The organism is Paenibacillus sp. MER 99-2, from assembly GCF_023714095.1.
Taxonomy (GTDB): Bacteria; Bacillota; Bacilli; order Paenibacillales; family Paenibacillaceae; genus Paenibacillus.
This window is the reverse complement of sequence record NZ_JAMAUZ010000005.1, coordinates 270,108-284,993: the sequence shown is the minus strand read 5'-3', so window position 1 is coordinate 284,993 and position 14,886 is coordinate 270,108. Positions and strand designations below refer to the sequence as shown.

Here is a 14,886-nt window from a genome sequence, read left to right as displayed (position 1 = left end):
AATCCAATCTGAATAGTATGATATGTAAGTTGATATAACTGTACCATGTTGTCCGTCTTTCTTCTAATGGATTTTTTCTATAAGCAAATTTTCGCTGTGGTGTATCATTTACGATCATGCTTTTTATGTTGCTAAAATGAGTCTAAATAAACGAGCCGTTCATCATTATGGCGATGAACGGCTCGTTTCGTGTGCAGCCATAGAGAGGCAGTGAGTCATTAATCTTGAATGTGGCGTGTGTTCTTTTCCGTAGAATAGTACAGGAAAGCGAGAAGTGGCATAGCGATTCCAATGATGGATGTTAGCGCCCAGCCCCCATAGGCATAAGACCAACTTCCGATGGATGAACCAGCAGCTCCTCCGATAAAAAAGATCGACATGAAGATCCCGTTGATTCGTCCTCTCGCTTCATTCCCTAAAGAATAAATGACGCGTTGCCCAAGCACGAGATTGCCGGATACGGCCATATCTAAGGTAATAGCTGCAATGAGCAATACAATCAGAGCTGTTGTGGAGTTGCTTTGGAATAGATAAGTTACCGCAAATGACAGTAATGCAATCACCATTGCAGCACCCGTAAGGATCCGCGTTAACCCACGATCGGCCAGTCTTCCCGCAATTGGTGCTGCAATCGCACCGCCCACACCGGCTAATGCAAACCAGGCGATACCTTGCTGTGACATATTGAAGTCATTGGCAAGCCGCATAGGGACTGTCGTCCAAAACAAGCTGAATGCACCAAACAGACTAGCTTGGTACAGTGCCCGGCGACGCAATGAAGGGAGTTTTTTCAACAAAGTACCTAGAGAAATGATGAGTTGTCCGTAATTTAAATTAGGCTTCGGCTGACGTACAGGGAGAGTGCGGGACAGAAGGATGGTCAATAGCGCAATCATGATGGCGGAGAAGATAAATACGGCTTGCCAGCCCCAGATGCTCGTAATAAAGCTTGCTACAGGGCGAGCGAGCATGATGCCGAGCAGAAGACCGCTCATGACGTTACCTACGACGCGTCCACGTTGCTCTTCGGAGGTCAGATAAGTGGCGTACGGGACTAGAATTTGAGCTACGACAGAGCCTACGCCAATGAATAGCGATACCATTAGGAATAGACCAGCTTGAGGGGCGAATGCGGCAATGATCAGAGCTAGAACCAATACGATTAAGGAAAGTGTGGCTAAACGCCGATTCTCAATAATGTCGCTGAGCGGAACGATAAATAACAATCCAATTACGTATCCCAACTGGGTTAAGGTCACAATTAACCCGGAAGCGGCAGAAGATAATCCGGTTGTCATGCTGATCGGACCTACTACGGTCTGAGCATAATAGAGATTGGCTACGATTAAACCACACGCGGAAGCAAGAAGCAGCACAATCCAGGGCGAGAGCTGAGATTGTGCTGAGGTTGTTGAAGCTTGTTTGGTTGGCATGTTTATCATCCTCCGGTACTAAGATGTTGGAATCAGTTTGTATCAGCGTAGTGAAATAACTAATAAGTGAACGCTTCGTACACTTATTGTTGATAAATATATACTAAACGTTTAGTATTGTAAATAGGCGTTTTTCAATGAACTATGATTTTAGTATGATATATCTAGAATGCACCGAGGAGGAAACCGAATGACTGGCAAGAGAGGGCGGCCTCGTAATGTAGAAACACAAAATGCAATTTTGACGGCGGCATATGAACTGCTTTTGGAGCACGGATTTGCAGCGGTTACGATTGAAAAAATTGCAGAGCGAGCACAGGTTAGTAAAGCAACGATATATAAGTGGTGGCCCAATAAAGGTGCGGTCATTATGGATGGGTACATGCATGAGGCGACGGCGAGGCTACCTGTACCTGATACAGGTTCTGTATTTGAAGATATACAGCTACACGCGTCGAATTTGGCTCGGTTTCTGACTAGCCGTGAGGGAAAAGTCATTACGGAGATTATTGGGGAAGGCCAGTCCGATCCAGGACTTGCGGTGGAATACCAGACTCGTTACATTCAGCCAAGACGACGCGAGGCATGGGGGATTATTGAAAAAGGTGTGGAGCGCGGAGATCTGAAGCCAGACTGTGACATTGCGTTATGTATCGACCTGGTATATGGCTCTATCTTCTACCGAATGTTAGTTTCGGGTGAGCCGATGGAGGATGGTTACGTTAATCGTGTAGTAACTTCATTATTCGACGGCATAAGAAAATAAGTTGACATGGATATCGAATTGCCACGGTTTTTATTGACCGATGTAAAAATAAGGATTAAAATTGTGTATATCATATAAATTCAAATTTTTGGATTTATTATTGTGGAGGTGGGAGGTATTGGAACCTACAACTACGATACGATCCTATATTGAGGATCACATCAGGAAACAGGGGTATACGCTGCAGTATTTTGCCGATTTATCTGGTGTAAATGCTGGAACACTTAGTGCAATAATCAAAGGCACAAGACCCATCGCAATGGCTCAACTGGATCTCATTACGCAAGGCATGAATCTAGAGCCAGGTCACTTCTATGAACTGTATGGAGCAGAATGCTTCGTCGAATCTTCCCCACACTGGAGAAGACTGGAGCCATTCTTGCAACGCTGTGCCGAATTGGACAAGCTGGATTGCATTCATAGGGTGATACAGCAGGTTACGGATGATCGGTCGTATATATCGGAACTGTTTGAGATGGCTGAGGGCATGTTCGAGCGAGGACAGAAGCAAGCTGCACTGATGTTATATGAATGTGTGGCTGAATGTGAGAAATACCAGCACTCGGAACGACTTGCACTATGTCATTATCGTATTTTCACCCTCTCGCTGAGTCAGGATCAGAATCAAAACCTGAGAGCTGCCGTGCTGTTCGAACCGTATATTAATCGGCTGGATGAGGAGCGACAACTTGACGCCATTAAGGATCTGGCGAATACATACAGCGGGTTATGTTATTGGGATAAGGTATTTCAATTAGCCGAGGAACTGGAACAACGAGTTTTGGTTATGGAGAAATATATTAAAATGAAAAAGGATACATCTGATATACATCGAGTATCGAAGCACCCTTTATTTATTTATAAATCCTATTCATATCTATTAAAGGCTACGGTATGGGGAGAGAATGGGGAATTTGAGAAGGCATTACAGTACACGAACCTCTATTTGAATAATGTAATTGAAGAGCCTACGCTAGAAGAGCTTTCATTTGTTGATCGGTTTAATAATTGGGGCAAAGCGAACACTTACTTATACAAATTAATGATGGGTGACTATGAGGCACTTAATTCCTATCTCGATTTTATTGAAGAAAATGAAAATGAAACCTTGCTTGGGTTGGTTAAAATTATGGAAGCTGCCAATTCATATAATCTGGATGTAGATCAAGCTCTCAAGAGATTTAATCCATATATTCATATCTTGTACCAGGATAGTTATTTGGATAATAGCTATAACAGTCAGATCAAAGACGAAAGATATACTAAATTTTGGGCTGGGTTAGCACTTTATCAACTATCCAAGGATAGATATGAAGAAGGGTTTAAATATTTAATAACTTGTTTAGAGTCAGCTCATAAAATTAACGATACTTCTACAATCATCTTTTGTGTTGGTTTATTTGAAGAACACAGGGAGCATGCATCAGAGTCAATAAAACTTAGTTATTTAAACATTATTAAGGGGGTCTATGGTCGTTATGAAAAGAAAAGCAAAGTTAGTGTTAACGCTCTTTAGTTTATTTCTTCTATTTTCGAGTGTTGATAGTGGGATACATTCTATCGTAAATACTGTTTTTAATCATGGTGTAGGCGGATTTTGATCTTTGTATAGTTTATATGAGTAACATTTGCCCTATTTTCAGTTATGAAAGTAGGGCTTTTTCGTGTATATTGTTAGCCTTCTATTTGGTAATTCAAAGGTTTCCTAAAAAAACGATTGTCATATTACTGCAAAAGGAATTATAGTTTTGTTAATTGAATAAATTCAAATAAAAACAAATAATACAATAATTATCCATAAAATTAAATATTAAAATTTGAATCACATCGGTGTTTTGGGGACGCAGTAGGAGGAAAGCAGCATGAAGAAGTGTTTTATAATATGGATTGTAATTCTGTTGATCATAACATCTTGTAGTCATCCTGAATCAACAGAGACTAAAAATATAAAAGTTCTATACAGTTCATATGCTGATTTCAGACGAGATTATGGAAGTATAATAGATACGCAATTTAGCGATACCAACATAGAAATAATAGAGTACAAAGGAGTCATGGGAGAGGGAATTTGGGATGCAATGAAATATATTCCGAAAGGTGACCTCGATTGGAACGTTAAGGGCTACATAGACTTGATAAAATCAGAAAGCCCAGATATTTTATTTTTTCCATCGGAAGTTTATATGGAGCTGCAGAACGAGAATATGCTGAAGGATCTCTCTATCTTTGCCACAGATAAAGACTTTACTGCAGGGATTAATGAGCATGTATTAACTACGCTCAATGAGATGGGGGGCGGTAGTATTTATGCATTCCCTCAATCCATGGTATCCCAGGCTTTATTCTATAACAAAGATGTTTTTGCCGAGTATGGTATTCCGGAGCCTGCTGACCGAATGACATGGCGTGAGTTGCTATTGCTGACCCAGCGTTTCTCTGGCAATTCCGACCTCCGAGGTCTGTACACACCATATTATGATTACGCTGATTTGATAATCGAGATGGGCAAGGCAGATAGCCGAAGATGGTATGATGCTTCACAGCAACAGGCTCACGTTGGAACTGAATTTTGGAAAGACTTGATAACTAATGCAGTCACAGCATATTCAAGTGGCGGTATAAGTATCGAGGGAGGTATTCAAATCGACCTGTTCAGTCAGGGGAAAGTTGCGATGATCTTGGAAACGCCTTATTTTATGAAGCAAGTTCAGAGCTTGAATCCAAAGGTTAATTGGGGTGTTGTAACGGAACCTGTGGGTACGGAGAATCCTGATGTCAGTACCACGATAACCTACCCAATTATGAGTGGAATAAGCAATAATGCGCAGAACTTGGCTACCACCACTGAAGTATGGATGCAATTGAACAATAAAAGAACTACGGAGATGCGTTCTAACTCAAGTATGGATAAATTCACCACGTCTATAAGGCAACTAAAGCCGGGAACAGAACAAGATGTTTTCTATACGTTAAAGCATTCGGTCAGTACTCTGATGGAGCGAGTACCTCTGCATATTGAATTGAAGCAAAAGACAGATCGTATTATAAATGATGGCATACAAGATGCAATAAAAAATCCGGATTCTCTCCATTCCATTATTGATAAAATGCAGGAGGATTTAACGCATGTATTATATACAGAAGCACAAAAATAATATATTAGCTTGGTTCTCGATTGCCTTATTACTCAGTTTGTTAACAGGTTGTGGCTTGCTTGGTGAATCTACCAAAGAAAAAATTGAACCTATAACGAATAAGGAACTTACCGTTCTGACTCCTCAGAGTGAGGAGACATTCTATCAATACTATGGCAATCATATCATGAGTAAGTTTCCGAGCGTGACTTTTAATGTGATCTCATCAAACAACGATAGTTTATATGAGGACGAACGTTTTTTCGAAGATAGTCATGCGGATCTAATTATTTCGTATCTGCCAACATTCCGCAATTTGCGTGAAACAGATCGAATTGAAAGTATGAACCCGTATCTGCAAGATTCAACGAAAGAAATACAGCTTGATGATTATTATGATCAAATGAAAGAAGTTCTTTCGAACGAATCGGGAGAACTGTTGGGTCTTGCACCCCAGGTTGCGGTTTCGGGGATTTTTTACAACAAAGATTTATTTGACTCCATACAGGTCGATTACCCGACAGATCAAATGAGCTGGGAACAATTATTATCCTTGTCTAATCGATTTGCTGATGGAGACAGGTACGGATTTGAGGGCGGAGAAGCTACACCCCAACATGTAGTGATGACAATTCTCGCCACAAATAAAATAAGGTTGCTGGATGACCAAAATCAAGAGCTTATCTTTAATGAGAAGGATTGGCTCAAAATGATAGAGCTAGCGGTGAACTTACAGAAGCAAGGCGGTTTAATCGAAGGGACGGGAGAACATTTTCTAAAAGGAAAGTCTGCGATGTTGTCCTCCAATATAAGCATGATTCCTAAGCTGCAACAACAAAATTCTTTCTCATGGGGAGTGGTAAGCTATCCGAGCGATCCTCTACATACGGAGCTGAGCTCAGGCTTGCAGTTCAATCATGTGCTTTCAATAAACCAAGAATCAGCTAACAAGGAAGAAGTGTGGAAAATTATCGCGTATTTAATGAGTGAGGAATCGGCAGATCATCTTCAAACGCAGGATTATATAGGGAGCTTACCGGCCCTTACCTCTAAATTAGGAAGTTACAGCGGAGTTGAGATCAACCATTTAATTCAGAAAAAAGTCGATACAAGAAGAGGATATTACGATGATCTATCCCAAGGTTTTCAAGAAGAGTTTGGTGAAATGCTGAAATCTGTTTTAGAAGTTGGTGTGAAAGATGAGAAAAGTACAGAGCAGATGTACAAAGAAATCGTTAGTCAGGGGAGTAATATCTATCGTGAGGAGATGCTAAGGGAAGGGTGATTGCAGAAGGTTCCTGAAAAGTTCACGTCTAACAAAAAACAAGAAAATAAGGTATGAAAAATTGAAAAATTGAATTGACCATTGTAAAAATAAGGATTAAAATTACATTTGTTATCATTTGCAAATGGTGAATTGGAGAGCGCTATGAGAATAACATATGAGTATCTCAGGCTTTTTGTAAAGATGATGTTAAGCAATAAAGTAGCCTTTGTATGGTATTTAATTTTTCCGCTCGTTGCTTTTCTTATTTATAATTATTCCTGGTTTGATTCTAGACCCACCACAATTGATTTTTACATTCAAACGAGCTTTTTTATTTCATATATTACGTTGTTAATGTCCATTGAAGTGGCTACCCATTTAATTGCTTTGAGAGAGAACGGCTTCTATAAAATGTTCAAATTTATATCAGGAAGTAAATATCCTTTTATTTGGGGCAAGGCTCTGAATCAGGTTTTGTTCATTATAGCTACAATCTTTCTGGTGTCATTCGTAACAGGTGTGATGTTCTTAGAACCGGCACAACTCGTGACGTTTCTCATTACTGCCATTATGAGCTGTATACTGGGAGCTATTATTCTTATTTTGCTAACATTGGTTCTGATGCTTATCCCGATTAGACAAGAGTCGTTGAACGCAGTAATTAGTATGAGTTTGTTGGTGTTATTTTTTGTATCTGCCAAAGGATTTGCATATTCTACGGAGTATAGCTTCCTGTTCGTACTGTTCAATCCGCTTGAATATGTCAGAAATATTACGTTTATCTTTGCAGATTGGTTTACGGGTCATTCTTTTCCGCACGAGAGCATTGGGGTTGTTGGCATAATCTCGGCTTGTTATGTGATCTGTGGATTGATTGCCCTTAAACTTGTAAACGTCATATCAAGAACTCATCGGACATAGCAGGAGGATGCCATGATTACAATAGACAATGTAAGTTTTTCCTACCGCAAGTCGGCGCGTCAGAACTTAGATCGTTTGAGTGTAGAATTCCGGGCAGGAACCGTGAACATGATTGTTGGCAAGAATGGTTCAGGCAAAACAACACTATTCGATCTCATCACCAATGTCATTAAACGTCCTCCCGAAATTAGAGGTGTGCCTGAGGAGAAGGATATGATCTATCAGCTTCAAGGCTTAGTGTTCCCACCTACGTTGAAGTCGAAGGATGTATTTCGTTTCTTTCTATATTCCGATCATGCCAACCGTATTCGAGTTACGAATGAGCCTTATGTCGATGAAGATATGAGCAATTCTGAGATTGATATGGTAAGACGGATATGGAATATGGAGTTTGGGCAATTATCTGTTGGAGAACGAAGGTATCTCTGTATTATGGCCATTACCCTGATGGATAGGAAACTGTACATCTTTGATGAACCAATGGCTGGAATTGACCCCGAGATGAGGCAGTACATATTAAAAAGAATCGAAAAACTTGCACTACACAAGGAATGCACGGTGTTATTATCCAGTCATCATTTACATGATTTCCAAAGGGTTCAATGTACGCTCCATCTACTGCATCAGGGCAGAATATCCTTTAGTGGTTCATACGCTGAGTTTATTCAGAACGTAGAGGGAGAAAATCCGGACGATGCATTTCTACTGAAAGTTCAATGAGTGAATCGAAAACCTTTTCTTTATTATCCTCTTCATTAATCGGGTGGAAAAAGTATAAGCGGTGACATCCAACTTATTAATCTTAGAGATGGAATGTTAGAACGACCTTGCGTGCAAACGGTCTATGGCAAATACGTCTCTACATGCTTGCCTGATGTAAGATATTCTTTCACTGATGCGATATATGGAAGGTAGAAGGATTCAAATATCTATATCTTGTAGGCTTATGCCAATACCGAAGTGTAGATGAAAAGGGCTTGATTGTGAAAGAATTGGGATGCAAATAAACATTTTGTTTTGCAAAGGATTTCATTGTAAATTTTTTAGCAATATATTCTATAATAGTACAAATAAAGGGGGTGCATGCTGTGAATGAGCGTAAGAATATCAGCGACCAAATTGAATGGAGCAGGCAAAAGTTATGTCGTATGGCGGAAAATCAGGGCATGCAAGACGGCCAAGTCCTGCAGCAGTCCATGATATTAGATGAACTAATTAATGAATATAATCGTTTTAAGTACAAGACACATATTCTAAACCGACAGCCAATTTCCTAGGTAATTGGCTGTTTTTTTATGCATACCTTTAACCCAACCATAACTACCTCTAAGCACATATTACCTTGCACGGCTATGGAGTGTTATTGGCTAGCTGCATATCGTTTATGATATCAATAGAGTTTATCTGCCAACGCAATAGATCGCGAGTTAACGAGAAGGATAACATGCCGGAGTGGATATTCTTGAGTTGACCATCTTCAGCATAGGTAAACACCGCAAAGCTGACTAGAACCTCTCTAGAGGAAAATGTTTTTTTGATTGTATTGAATGTCACGGTTGGTGTCGGTAGTTGATGATCTGTAACATACTGATTGAATTGAGCTACCGGATCAGTGGAAGAACCTGATGGATTAGTCGTTGCGAATTGTTCGGATATGTATGTCTGAATAACCCTATTCGGTGAATTCGCCATCGTGTAGATTGCGACGAATATGATTGCCACGACAAGCGCAAGTATAATCATAGCTGCTTTTCTAGTAAGCATAGTAGCCCCTCCATACGTAACTTGAGCAATAAAACAACATAAGCTGCCAAGGCAGTGATACTCAGCTCAAGCCATCTCAACTTCAATGTTGAACGATCTATACTAATAACAAACGTAACGGTGATAAGTTGTTTCTTCAACTCAAATAAACATAACATGGATACCGTGTGGTACACATGTTATGTTTTTTTGTTAATTCATTCGAGCTTCAAGCCGCTTGGCCACGATGGACAAGGCATAATTGACGACAAAATACAGCACGGCTGCCAGCAATAGAGCCGGAATAATATAATCGAAGCTATGACCACCTAGAATCTGCACATGATGCATTAATTCAGGTAGAGAAATGATGATTGCCAGCGACGTATCTTTGAGCAGCGAGATAAACTGGCTGACCATGGGTGGAGACATCCGTCGTAACGCCTGAGGCATAATAATTCCACTCAGTGTCTGCATGTAACTTAACCCTGAGGAACGAGCTGCTTCGATCTGTCCACGTTCAATGGATTTGAGACCGCTACGAACAATCTCCGCGATCATTGCTCCTTCGAACAAACTCAGACCCACAACAGTAGACCAGAACACGGACAGCTTGATCCCCATTTGAGGCAATACGATATGGATGAAGAAAATGATAAGTAATAACGGTAAATTACGAATGGTATCTACAATGACTGCGACAATCTGGGACAACACCGGGATGCGGGTGTACCGAATCGTCCCTAGAATCGTGCCCAGTGCGAAACTAAACACAATAGATAACCCTGCGACTTGCAGGGTAAGTAGAAATCCTTGTAATAGAAAACGAAGGTTGGGCCAGGCATAGGCCCCGCTGAAGTCCATAATTCATCGACCTCCTTTTCGAGATAAGACCTGATCACATGGTGACCTGACCTGTTGGCTTCGGCTTGTTCGATTTTCCCTTCGTGGTGGTTGATTCAGCGTCACTCTGTCCAAATCGCCGCTCCATATAGTGAACGAGCAAGCTGAGGGGTAACGTTAGAGCCAGATAGAAGAGAGCGACAATGGTATACACGCTTAGAGGTTGGAAGGTATCTGAGTTGATGAGATCGGCAAAATACATCAAATCCATACCTGCTACGACCGCAAGGATGGATGAATTTTTGACCAGATTAATGAATTGATTGCCAATGGACGGCAGTACAATTTTGATTGCTTGTGGCAGAATGACCAGATTCATCGCCTGTACGTAAGATAAACCGGAAGAGCGCGCTGCTTCTAGCTGACCACGTGGTACGGACTGAATTCCCGCTCGAATCGCCTCGGCGATAAATGCCGCAGTATAGATTGTTAGACCCAGCGTGCCGGAGATGAAACCATCGAGCGAGATGCCAATTGCAGGCAGTCCTAGATAGAAAAAAAATACGACAAGCAGCAAAGGAATGTTGCGAATAAACTCCACAAAAGCTGTGCCAATCCAGTTTAATGGCTTGATCGGAGAGATGCGGAAAATAGCAATAATCGCTCCAAGGATAAAGCTGCCGATCAACGCCATGATGCTTACTTGAATTGTGTTCCAGAATCCTTCCAGAAAACGATCCGAATGTCGGATCAGAACGTTAAAGTCCAAATTGCCCATTCAGGGAAAGCCTCCGTTCCTCAGATGTGAGCGGCGATGCTGATTCACCCTGACAGGGAGGATCACAACATACCATCGCCGCTGAACCATCAGTTAATCGAAGTTACTCAGGCTTGGCGCCCAGCCATTTCTCATGCAAAGTGTCGTACTCTCCACTATCCTGCATGCTCTTGAGTAAGCTGTTTACTTCAGAAACAAAGGCAGAGTCGCCTTTGCGAATCGCCATACCATAAGGCTCGCTGGTGAAATTGCCACCGACCAGCTTATAGTTATTATCTGTTTGCTGCATACCAATTAGGATGATGTTATCTGTCGTTAATGCCTCACCTTTTCCTGCTTTCAGCGCCTTAAAGGCATCCTGATAGTTATCGAATTCCAGCACTTCGGCATCTGGCGCCTTTTCACGAATGTTCTGAGCAGAAGTGGAGCCCTTCACGGCTAACACCTTTACCCCTCCAAGGCTCTCTAGTCCGGTGATATCACTGTCGTTTTTCACAAGCAAAGATTGCCCTGCCTCGAAATAAACATCACTGAAATCAACCTGCTCCTTACGTTCATCCGTAATTGTCATTGTGGCAATAATGATGTCAATGTCGCCGTTTTGCAGCAACGGAATACGAGTTTTAGATGTTACTTCCTTCAGCTCGACCTTGGTTTCATCTCTAAGAATTTGTTTGGCGAGTGCCTTCGCGATATCGATATCGAAGCCTTCGACCTCACCGCTTGCAGGGTCTTTGAGTCCAAACAGCTTGGTATCGTATTTCACGCCAGCAATGAGTTTGCCCCGTTCTTTAATCTGTTCAATGGTACCTTTGGCTTCCGAGGTGTTGTCACCAGATCCACCGGATCCAGATGATGAATCCCCACCGGTATTACAACCAGAGATGACAAGCGCCAAAATCAATACGAGCATGAGTGACGGCCACTTCAATATGTTCTTCATTTGTTAAAGACCCCTTTTCCAATGGAATGATATTAGTGGTGAATCAGACGACTCAGGAATTGTTGGGCACGTTCCTCTCTAGGGTTGTCAAAGAACGAGGCAGCAGAAGCTTCCTCCACAATGCGACCTTCATCCATAAAAATAACGCGATCAGCCACTTCACGGGCGAAGCCCATCTCGTGGGTAACAACAACCATTGTCATCCCGTTGTGTGCGAGGGAACGCATGACATCAAGCACTTCCCCGATCATTTCGGGGTCCAATGCAGAGGTTGGTTCATCAAAAAGCATGATTTTGGGCTCCATCGCTAGACCGCGAGCGATCGCTACACGCTGTTGTTGTCCACCAGACAACTGTGAGGGATAACTGTCTGCTTTCTCGGCAATGCCTACTCGGGTCAGATATTTCATAGCCGTAGCAGCTGCCTGTTCCTTGGGTTGTTTGCGCACCTTCATCGGTGCCAGGGTGATGTTATCAATGACTTTTTTGTGGGGATAGAGATTGAAGTGTTGAAATACCATGCCTATGTCACGGCGGAAGAGGTTAATGTCTATCTTTTTCTGATGTAAAGGAATCCCGCTAACGACGAGCTCGCCTCCAGAAATGGTTTCTAGACGATTAATACAACGGAGCAAAGTGCTTTTGCCTGAGCCGGAAGGCCCGATAATGACGACAACCTCACCTTCTTCAATCCGAAGATGGATATCCTTGAGAACGTGGAAGTGACCAAAGTGCTTCTGAACCCCTTTGAATTCAATCAACAGTGCATCCCATCCTTTCTGCAACGTTAGTTTGAAAAGGAATATTTAGGAAAACATTGGAAGTGGTTATTTCATCATACATAGTCATCCTATATGTGGCAATTAATTTGTTATAAAATGTGACATAAGTAATGGGTTGAGTAGGGCTAACACTTATATTGTGTTATATCTTTGTTATGTTAAAAGATTTGCTGTGACGAATTCTGACAGAAAAATGATCCAATTTTCCTAGTTAATTTACAGACATTGGAATAGATGGTTGTAGTATGATGAAAGAGATATTCTGTTAGACCACCCAGAATCCGAACAAATAACATCAAGTTCCATTCGTAGTTGGCAAAAAAGATCAACCTTTGATCCCACTGCTACTGATATGATGGAGCGAGAATATTCCGCATAAGCCTAATCTATATAAATTGAACGAAACATTTACACGAGAACGGAGAGGACAGAAATAACATGGAGAAGCAGAGCGTTCGCCTTTATCACCGGATTTTCTCTATGGAAAAGGGAATCAAAAAAATCTGGGGATAACAGCGATCGTAAGGTTATTCTGTCATCGGAGTGGCAAGTGTAAATATCCTTCTGTTCAATTTATATAATCCAATAAGAAGCAGAAAGGATGATAACTACGCGATGAATACATATAATTCCGCAATACGTGCTGGTGAGGAATTAACGTCTGATAAAGTATCATACGACGTTTCCTTACCTAACATTCCTGCTCAGGATTTTCTGATTACTGAATTTGGGGCTGTAGGAGATGGTGTAACCGATAATACAGAGGTATTCCGGCTTGCGATCGCGGCTTGTTCGGAGGCGGGTGGGGGACGAATTGTTATTCCTGCTGGTGTCTGGCTCACGGGTCCGATTATTTTGCACAGTCGGATTGAACTGCATGTCCAGGCTGGAGCGCTAGTCACCTTCAGTCGAGACTTTGATCAATATCCTTTGATTGCATCTACCTTTGAGGGGTGGCAGGCTGTGCGCTGTCAATCTCCGATTGATGGAGATCAGTTAGAGGATATCGCCATTACGGGTGAAGGTGTATGGGACGGCAATGGTGAGGCGTGGCGACCTGTCAAACGTTCCAAACTGACGGCTTCGCAGTGGGAAGCATTAGTATCCTCCGGTGGTGTAATCGAACACACAAGCAATGAGGAAGAGATCTGGTGGCCATCCCAAGCCGCGCTTGAGGGAAATGCAGTTGCTAATCGTATGCATGTAGAACAAGTACGTGACCTGTCAGCTTACGAGGGGATCAGGGATTTTCTTAGACCGAATATGGTGAGTTTGCGTAGATGTAAACGAGTATTGTTGGACGGACCAACCTTTCAGAATTCTCCAGCCTGGAACTTACACCCTTGGGCTTCAGAGCATGTGACGATTCGTAACGTCAGCGTTCGTAATCCGTGGTTTTCTCAGAATGGGGATGGACTTGACATCGAATCCTGCCGTTATGTTCTGGTAGAGAATAGTGTCTTCGACGTTGGAGATGATGCGATCTGTATGAAGTCAGGCAAGGATGCCGAAGGTCGCGAACTAGGCTTGCCATCTGAGTACGTTACCATACGAGGATGTACCGTGTACCACGGTCATGGCGGCTTCGTCATTGGTAGTGAAATGTCTGGTGGTGTGAGACATGTGCGTGTGTCGGATTGTACGTTTATTGGAACAGATATTGGGCTTCGTTTCAAGAGTGCACGTGGTCGCGGCGGTGTAGTGGAGGACATTGAGATTGAACGAATCTATATGAAAGACATTATTATGGAAGCGATCTCATTCTCATTTTTCTATGCGAATCAGGAAGGCTCGGCACGAGGAAGTGACATTGCACACGAAGTCACTGAAGAGACGCCGGTGTTCCGGGATATTCGAATTAAGGATGTAGTCTGCTCTGGGGCGGACACGGCGTTATTGGTGAGTGGTTTACCGGAAATGCCTCTGGATGGATTGGTGATTGAGGGATACCGTGTGTCTGCGCAGAAAGGTGTGCAATGTTCACATGCGAAACATGTACGAATTGCCGATCTGCAGCTCACCGTAGCTGAAGGCTCGCTGATTGAGCTTCATCAGTGCAAAGGAGCGGAGCTTGAAGGCATCGAAGGAACAGGTGCGGATGGTCGACTTTTGCGGATTACAGGACATGATACGACAGGTATTGTGTGCCGGGGAGAAATAGCAGATACCGAGGGAAGACAGATTTCTATTGGGCCAAATGTTAGAAGTGGTGCATTGATTCGTCAATAAATGGCTATTCGAATGGGATTCGATGTAGCCGAAGTGGTGTAGCGATG

Annotated in this window: 14 protein-coding genes; 8 read left to right on the top strand and 6 right to left on the bottom strand. The window is 42.3% G+C overall.

The genetic code is table 11. From position 1 onward, the window contains the following. Positions 1 to 218 precede the first annotated feature (218 nt). Positions 219 to 1,433, bottom strand: coding sequence for an MFS transporter (locus M3636_RS21395; RefSeq protein ID WP_251383931.1), 1,215 nt, complete (start codon positions 1,431 to 1,433; stop codon positions 219 to 221). A 190-nt stretch (positions 1,434 to 1,623) separates the two neighbouring features. Between M3636_RS21395 and M3636_RS21390 the strand changes: the two genes are divergently transcribed. The 7 genes from M3636_RS21390 (at position 1,624) to M3636_RS21360 (ending at position 8,798) form a co-directional block, all read left to right on the top strand. After that, positions 1,624 to 2,199 carry a TetR/AcrR family transcriptional regulator gene (locus M3636_RS21390; RefSeq protein ID WP_128099977.1) on the top strand — a complete coding sequence of 192 codons (576 nt, stop codon included), beginning with the start codon at positions 1,624 to 1,626 and terminating at the stop codon, positions 2,197 to 2,199. Between the two features lie 118 nt (positions 2,200 to 2,317). Next, positions 2,318 to 3,715, top strand: coding sequence for a helix-turn-helix domain-containing protein (locus tag M3636_RS21385; protein WP_251383930.1), 1,398 nt, complete (start codon positions 2,318 to 2,320; stop codon positions 3,713 to 3,715). Between the two features lie 346 nt (positions 3,716 to 4,061). After that, on the top strand, positions 4,062 to 5,354 hold the full coding sequence (locus tag M3636_RS21380; RefSeq protein WP_251383929.1) for an ABC transporter substrate-binding protein: 1,293 nt from the start codon (positions 4,062 to 4,064) through the stop codon (positions 5,352 to 5,354). After that, positions 5,326 to 6,618 (top strand): ABC transporter substrate-binding protein, encoded by a 1,293-nt coding sequence (locus M3636_RS21375; RefSeq protein ID WP_251383928.1) that lies wholly within the window; start codon positions 5,326 to 5,328, stop codon positions 6,616 to 6,618. Before M3636_RS21380 ends, M3636_RS21375 begins: the two co-directional genes overlap by 29 nt. A 144-nt stretch (positions 6,619 to 6,762) precedes the next feature. Further along, complete coding sequence (locus tag M3636_RS21370) at positions 6,763 to 7,521, top strand: hypothetical protein (RefSeq protein ID WP_251383927.1); 759 nt, start codon at positions 6,763 to 6,765, stop codon at positions 7,519 to 7,521. A gap of 12 nt (positions 7,522 to 7,533) precedes the next feature. Then, positions 7,534 to 8,241, top strand: coding sequence for an ATP-binding cassette domain-containing protein (locus tag M3636_RS21365; RefSeq protein WP_145408080.1), 708 nt, complete (start codon positions 7,534 to 7,536; stop codon positions 8,239 to 8,241). Positions 8,242 to 8,609: 368 nt separating this feature from the next. After that, entirely contained in the window at positions 8,610 to 8,798 is a 189-nt protein-coding gene (locus M3636_RS21360; RefSeq protein WP_251383926.1) for an aspartyl-phosphate phosphatase Spo0E family protein, read from the top strand. Positions 8,799 to 8,871: 73 nt separating this feature from the next. Here M3636_RS21360 and M3636_RS21355 read toward each other — a convergent pair whose 3' ends face one another. The 5 genes from M3636_RS21355 to M3636_RS21335 form a co-directional block, all read right to left on the bottom strand. Beyond that, positions 8,872 to 9,285 carry a hypothetical protein gene (locus tag M3636_RS21355; protein ID WP_251383925.1) on the bottom strand — a complete coding sequence of 138 codons (414 nt, stop codon included), beginning with the start codon at positions 9,283 to 9,285 and terminating at the stop codon, positions 8,872 to 8,874. 192 nt (positions 9,286 to 9,477) lie between these two features. Then, the gene (locus tag M3636_RS21350) at positions 9,478 to 10,128 is read right to left on the bottom strand and encodes an amino acid ABC transporter permease (RefSeq protein WP_145408077.1); all 651 of its coding nucleotides are present in this window, start codon (positions 10,126 to 10,128) and stop codon (positions 9,478 to 9,480) included. A gap of 34 nt (positions 10,129 to 10,162) precedes the next feature. Beyond that, entirely contained in the window at positions 10,163 to 10,885 is a 723-nt protein-coding gene (locus M3636_RS21345) for an amino acid ABC transporter permease (protein ID WP_251383924.1), read from the bottom strand. 103 nt (positions 10,886 to 10,988) lie between these two features. Next, the gene (locus tag M3636_RS21340) at positions 10,989 to 11,828 is read right to left on the bottom strand and encodes a transporter substrate-binding domain-containing protein (RefSeq protein ID WP_251383923.1); all 840 of its coding nucleotides are present in this window, start codon (positions 11,826 to 11,828) and stop codon (positions 10,989 to 10,991) included. A gap of 32 nt (positions 11,829 to 11,860) precedes the next feature. After that, the gene (locus tag M3636_RS21335) at positions 11,861 to 12,589 is read right to left on the bottom strand and encodes an amino acid ABC transporter ATP-binding protein (protein WP_164848579.1); all 729 of its coding nucleotides are present in this window, start codon (positions 12,587 to 12,589) and stop codon (positions 11,861 to 11,863) included. A gap of 636 nt (positions 12,590 to 13,225) precedes the next feature. Between M3636_RS21335 and M3636_RS21330 the strand changes: the two genes are divergently transcribed. Beyond that, positions 13,226 to 14,839 carry a glycoside hydrolase family 28 protein gene (locus M3636_RS21330; RefSeq protein WP_251383922.1) on the top strand — a complete coding sequence of 538 codons (1,614 nt, stop codon included), beginning with the start codon at positions 13,226 to 13,228 and terminating at the stop codon, positions 14,837 to 14,839. The last annotated feature ends 47 nt before the right edge of the window (positions 14,840 to 14,886 follow it).

Coding starts and splice junctions, on each gene's coding strand:
- M3636_RS21370 (WP_251383927.1), top strand. CDS start 6,763: ATGAGAATAACATATGAGTATCTCAGGCTTTTTGTAAAGATGATGTTA.
- M3636_RS21365 (WP_145408080.1), top strand. CDS start 7,534: ATGATTACAATAGACAATGTAAGTTTTTCCTACCGCAAGTCGGCGCGT.
- M3636_RS21375 (WP_251383928.1), top strand. CDS start 5,326: ATGTATTATATACAGAAGCACAAAAATAATATATTAGCTTGGTTCTCG.
- M3636_RS21390 (WP_128099977.1), top strand. CDS start 1,624: ATGACTGGCAAGAGAGGGCGGCCTCGTAATGTAGAAACACAAAATGCA.
- M3636_RS21355 (WP_251383925.1), bottom strand. CDS start 9,285: ATGCTTACTAGAAAAGCAGCTATGATTATACTTGCGCTTGTCGTGGCA.
- M3636_RS21380 (WP_251383929.1), top strand. CDS start 4,062: ATGAAGAAGTGTTTTATAATATGGATTGTAATTCTGTTGATCATAACA.
- M3636_RS21350 (WP_145408077.1), bottom strand. CDS start 10,128: ATGGACTTCAGCGGGGCCTATGCCTGGCCCAACCTTCGTTTTCTATTA.
- M3636_RS21340 (WP_251383923.1), bottom strand. CDS start 11,828: ATGAAGAACATATTGAAGTGGCCGTCACTCATGCTCGTATTGATTTTG.
- M3636_RS21395 (WP_251383931.1), bottom strand. CDS start 1,433: ATGCCAACCAAACAAGCTTCAACAACCTCAGCACAATCTCAGCTCTCG.
- M3636_RS21345 (WP_251383924.1), bottom strand. CDS start 10,885: ATGGGCAATTTGGACTTTAACGTTCTGATCCGACATTCGGATCGTTTT.
- M3636_RS21330 (WP_251383922.1), top strand. CDS start 13,226: ATGAATACATATAATTCCGCAATACGTGCTGGTGAGGAATTAACGTCT.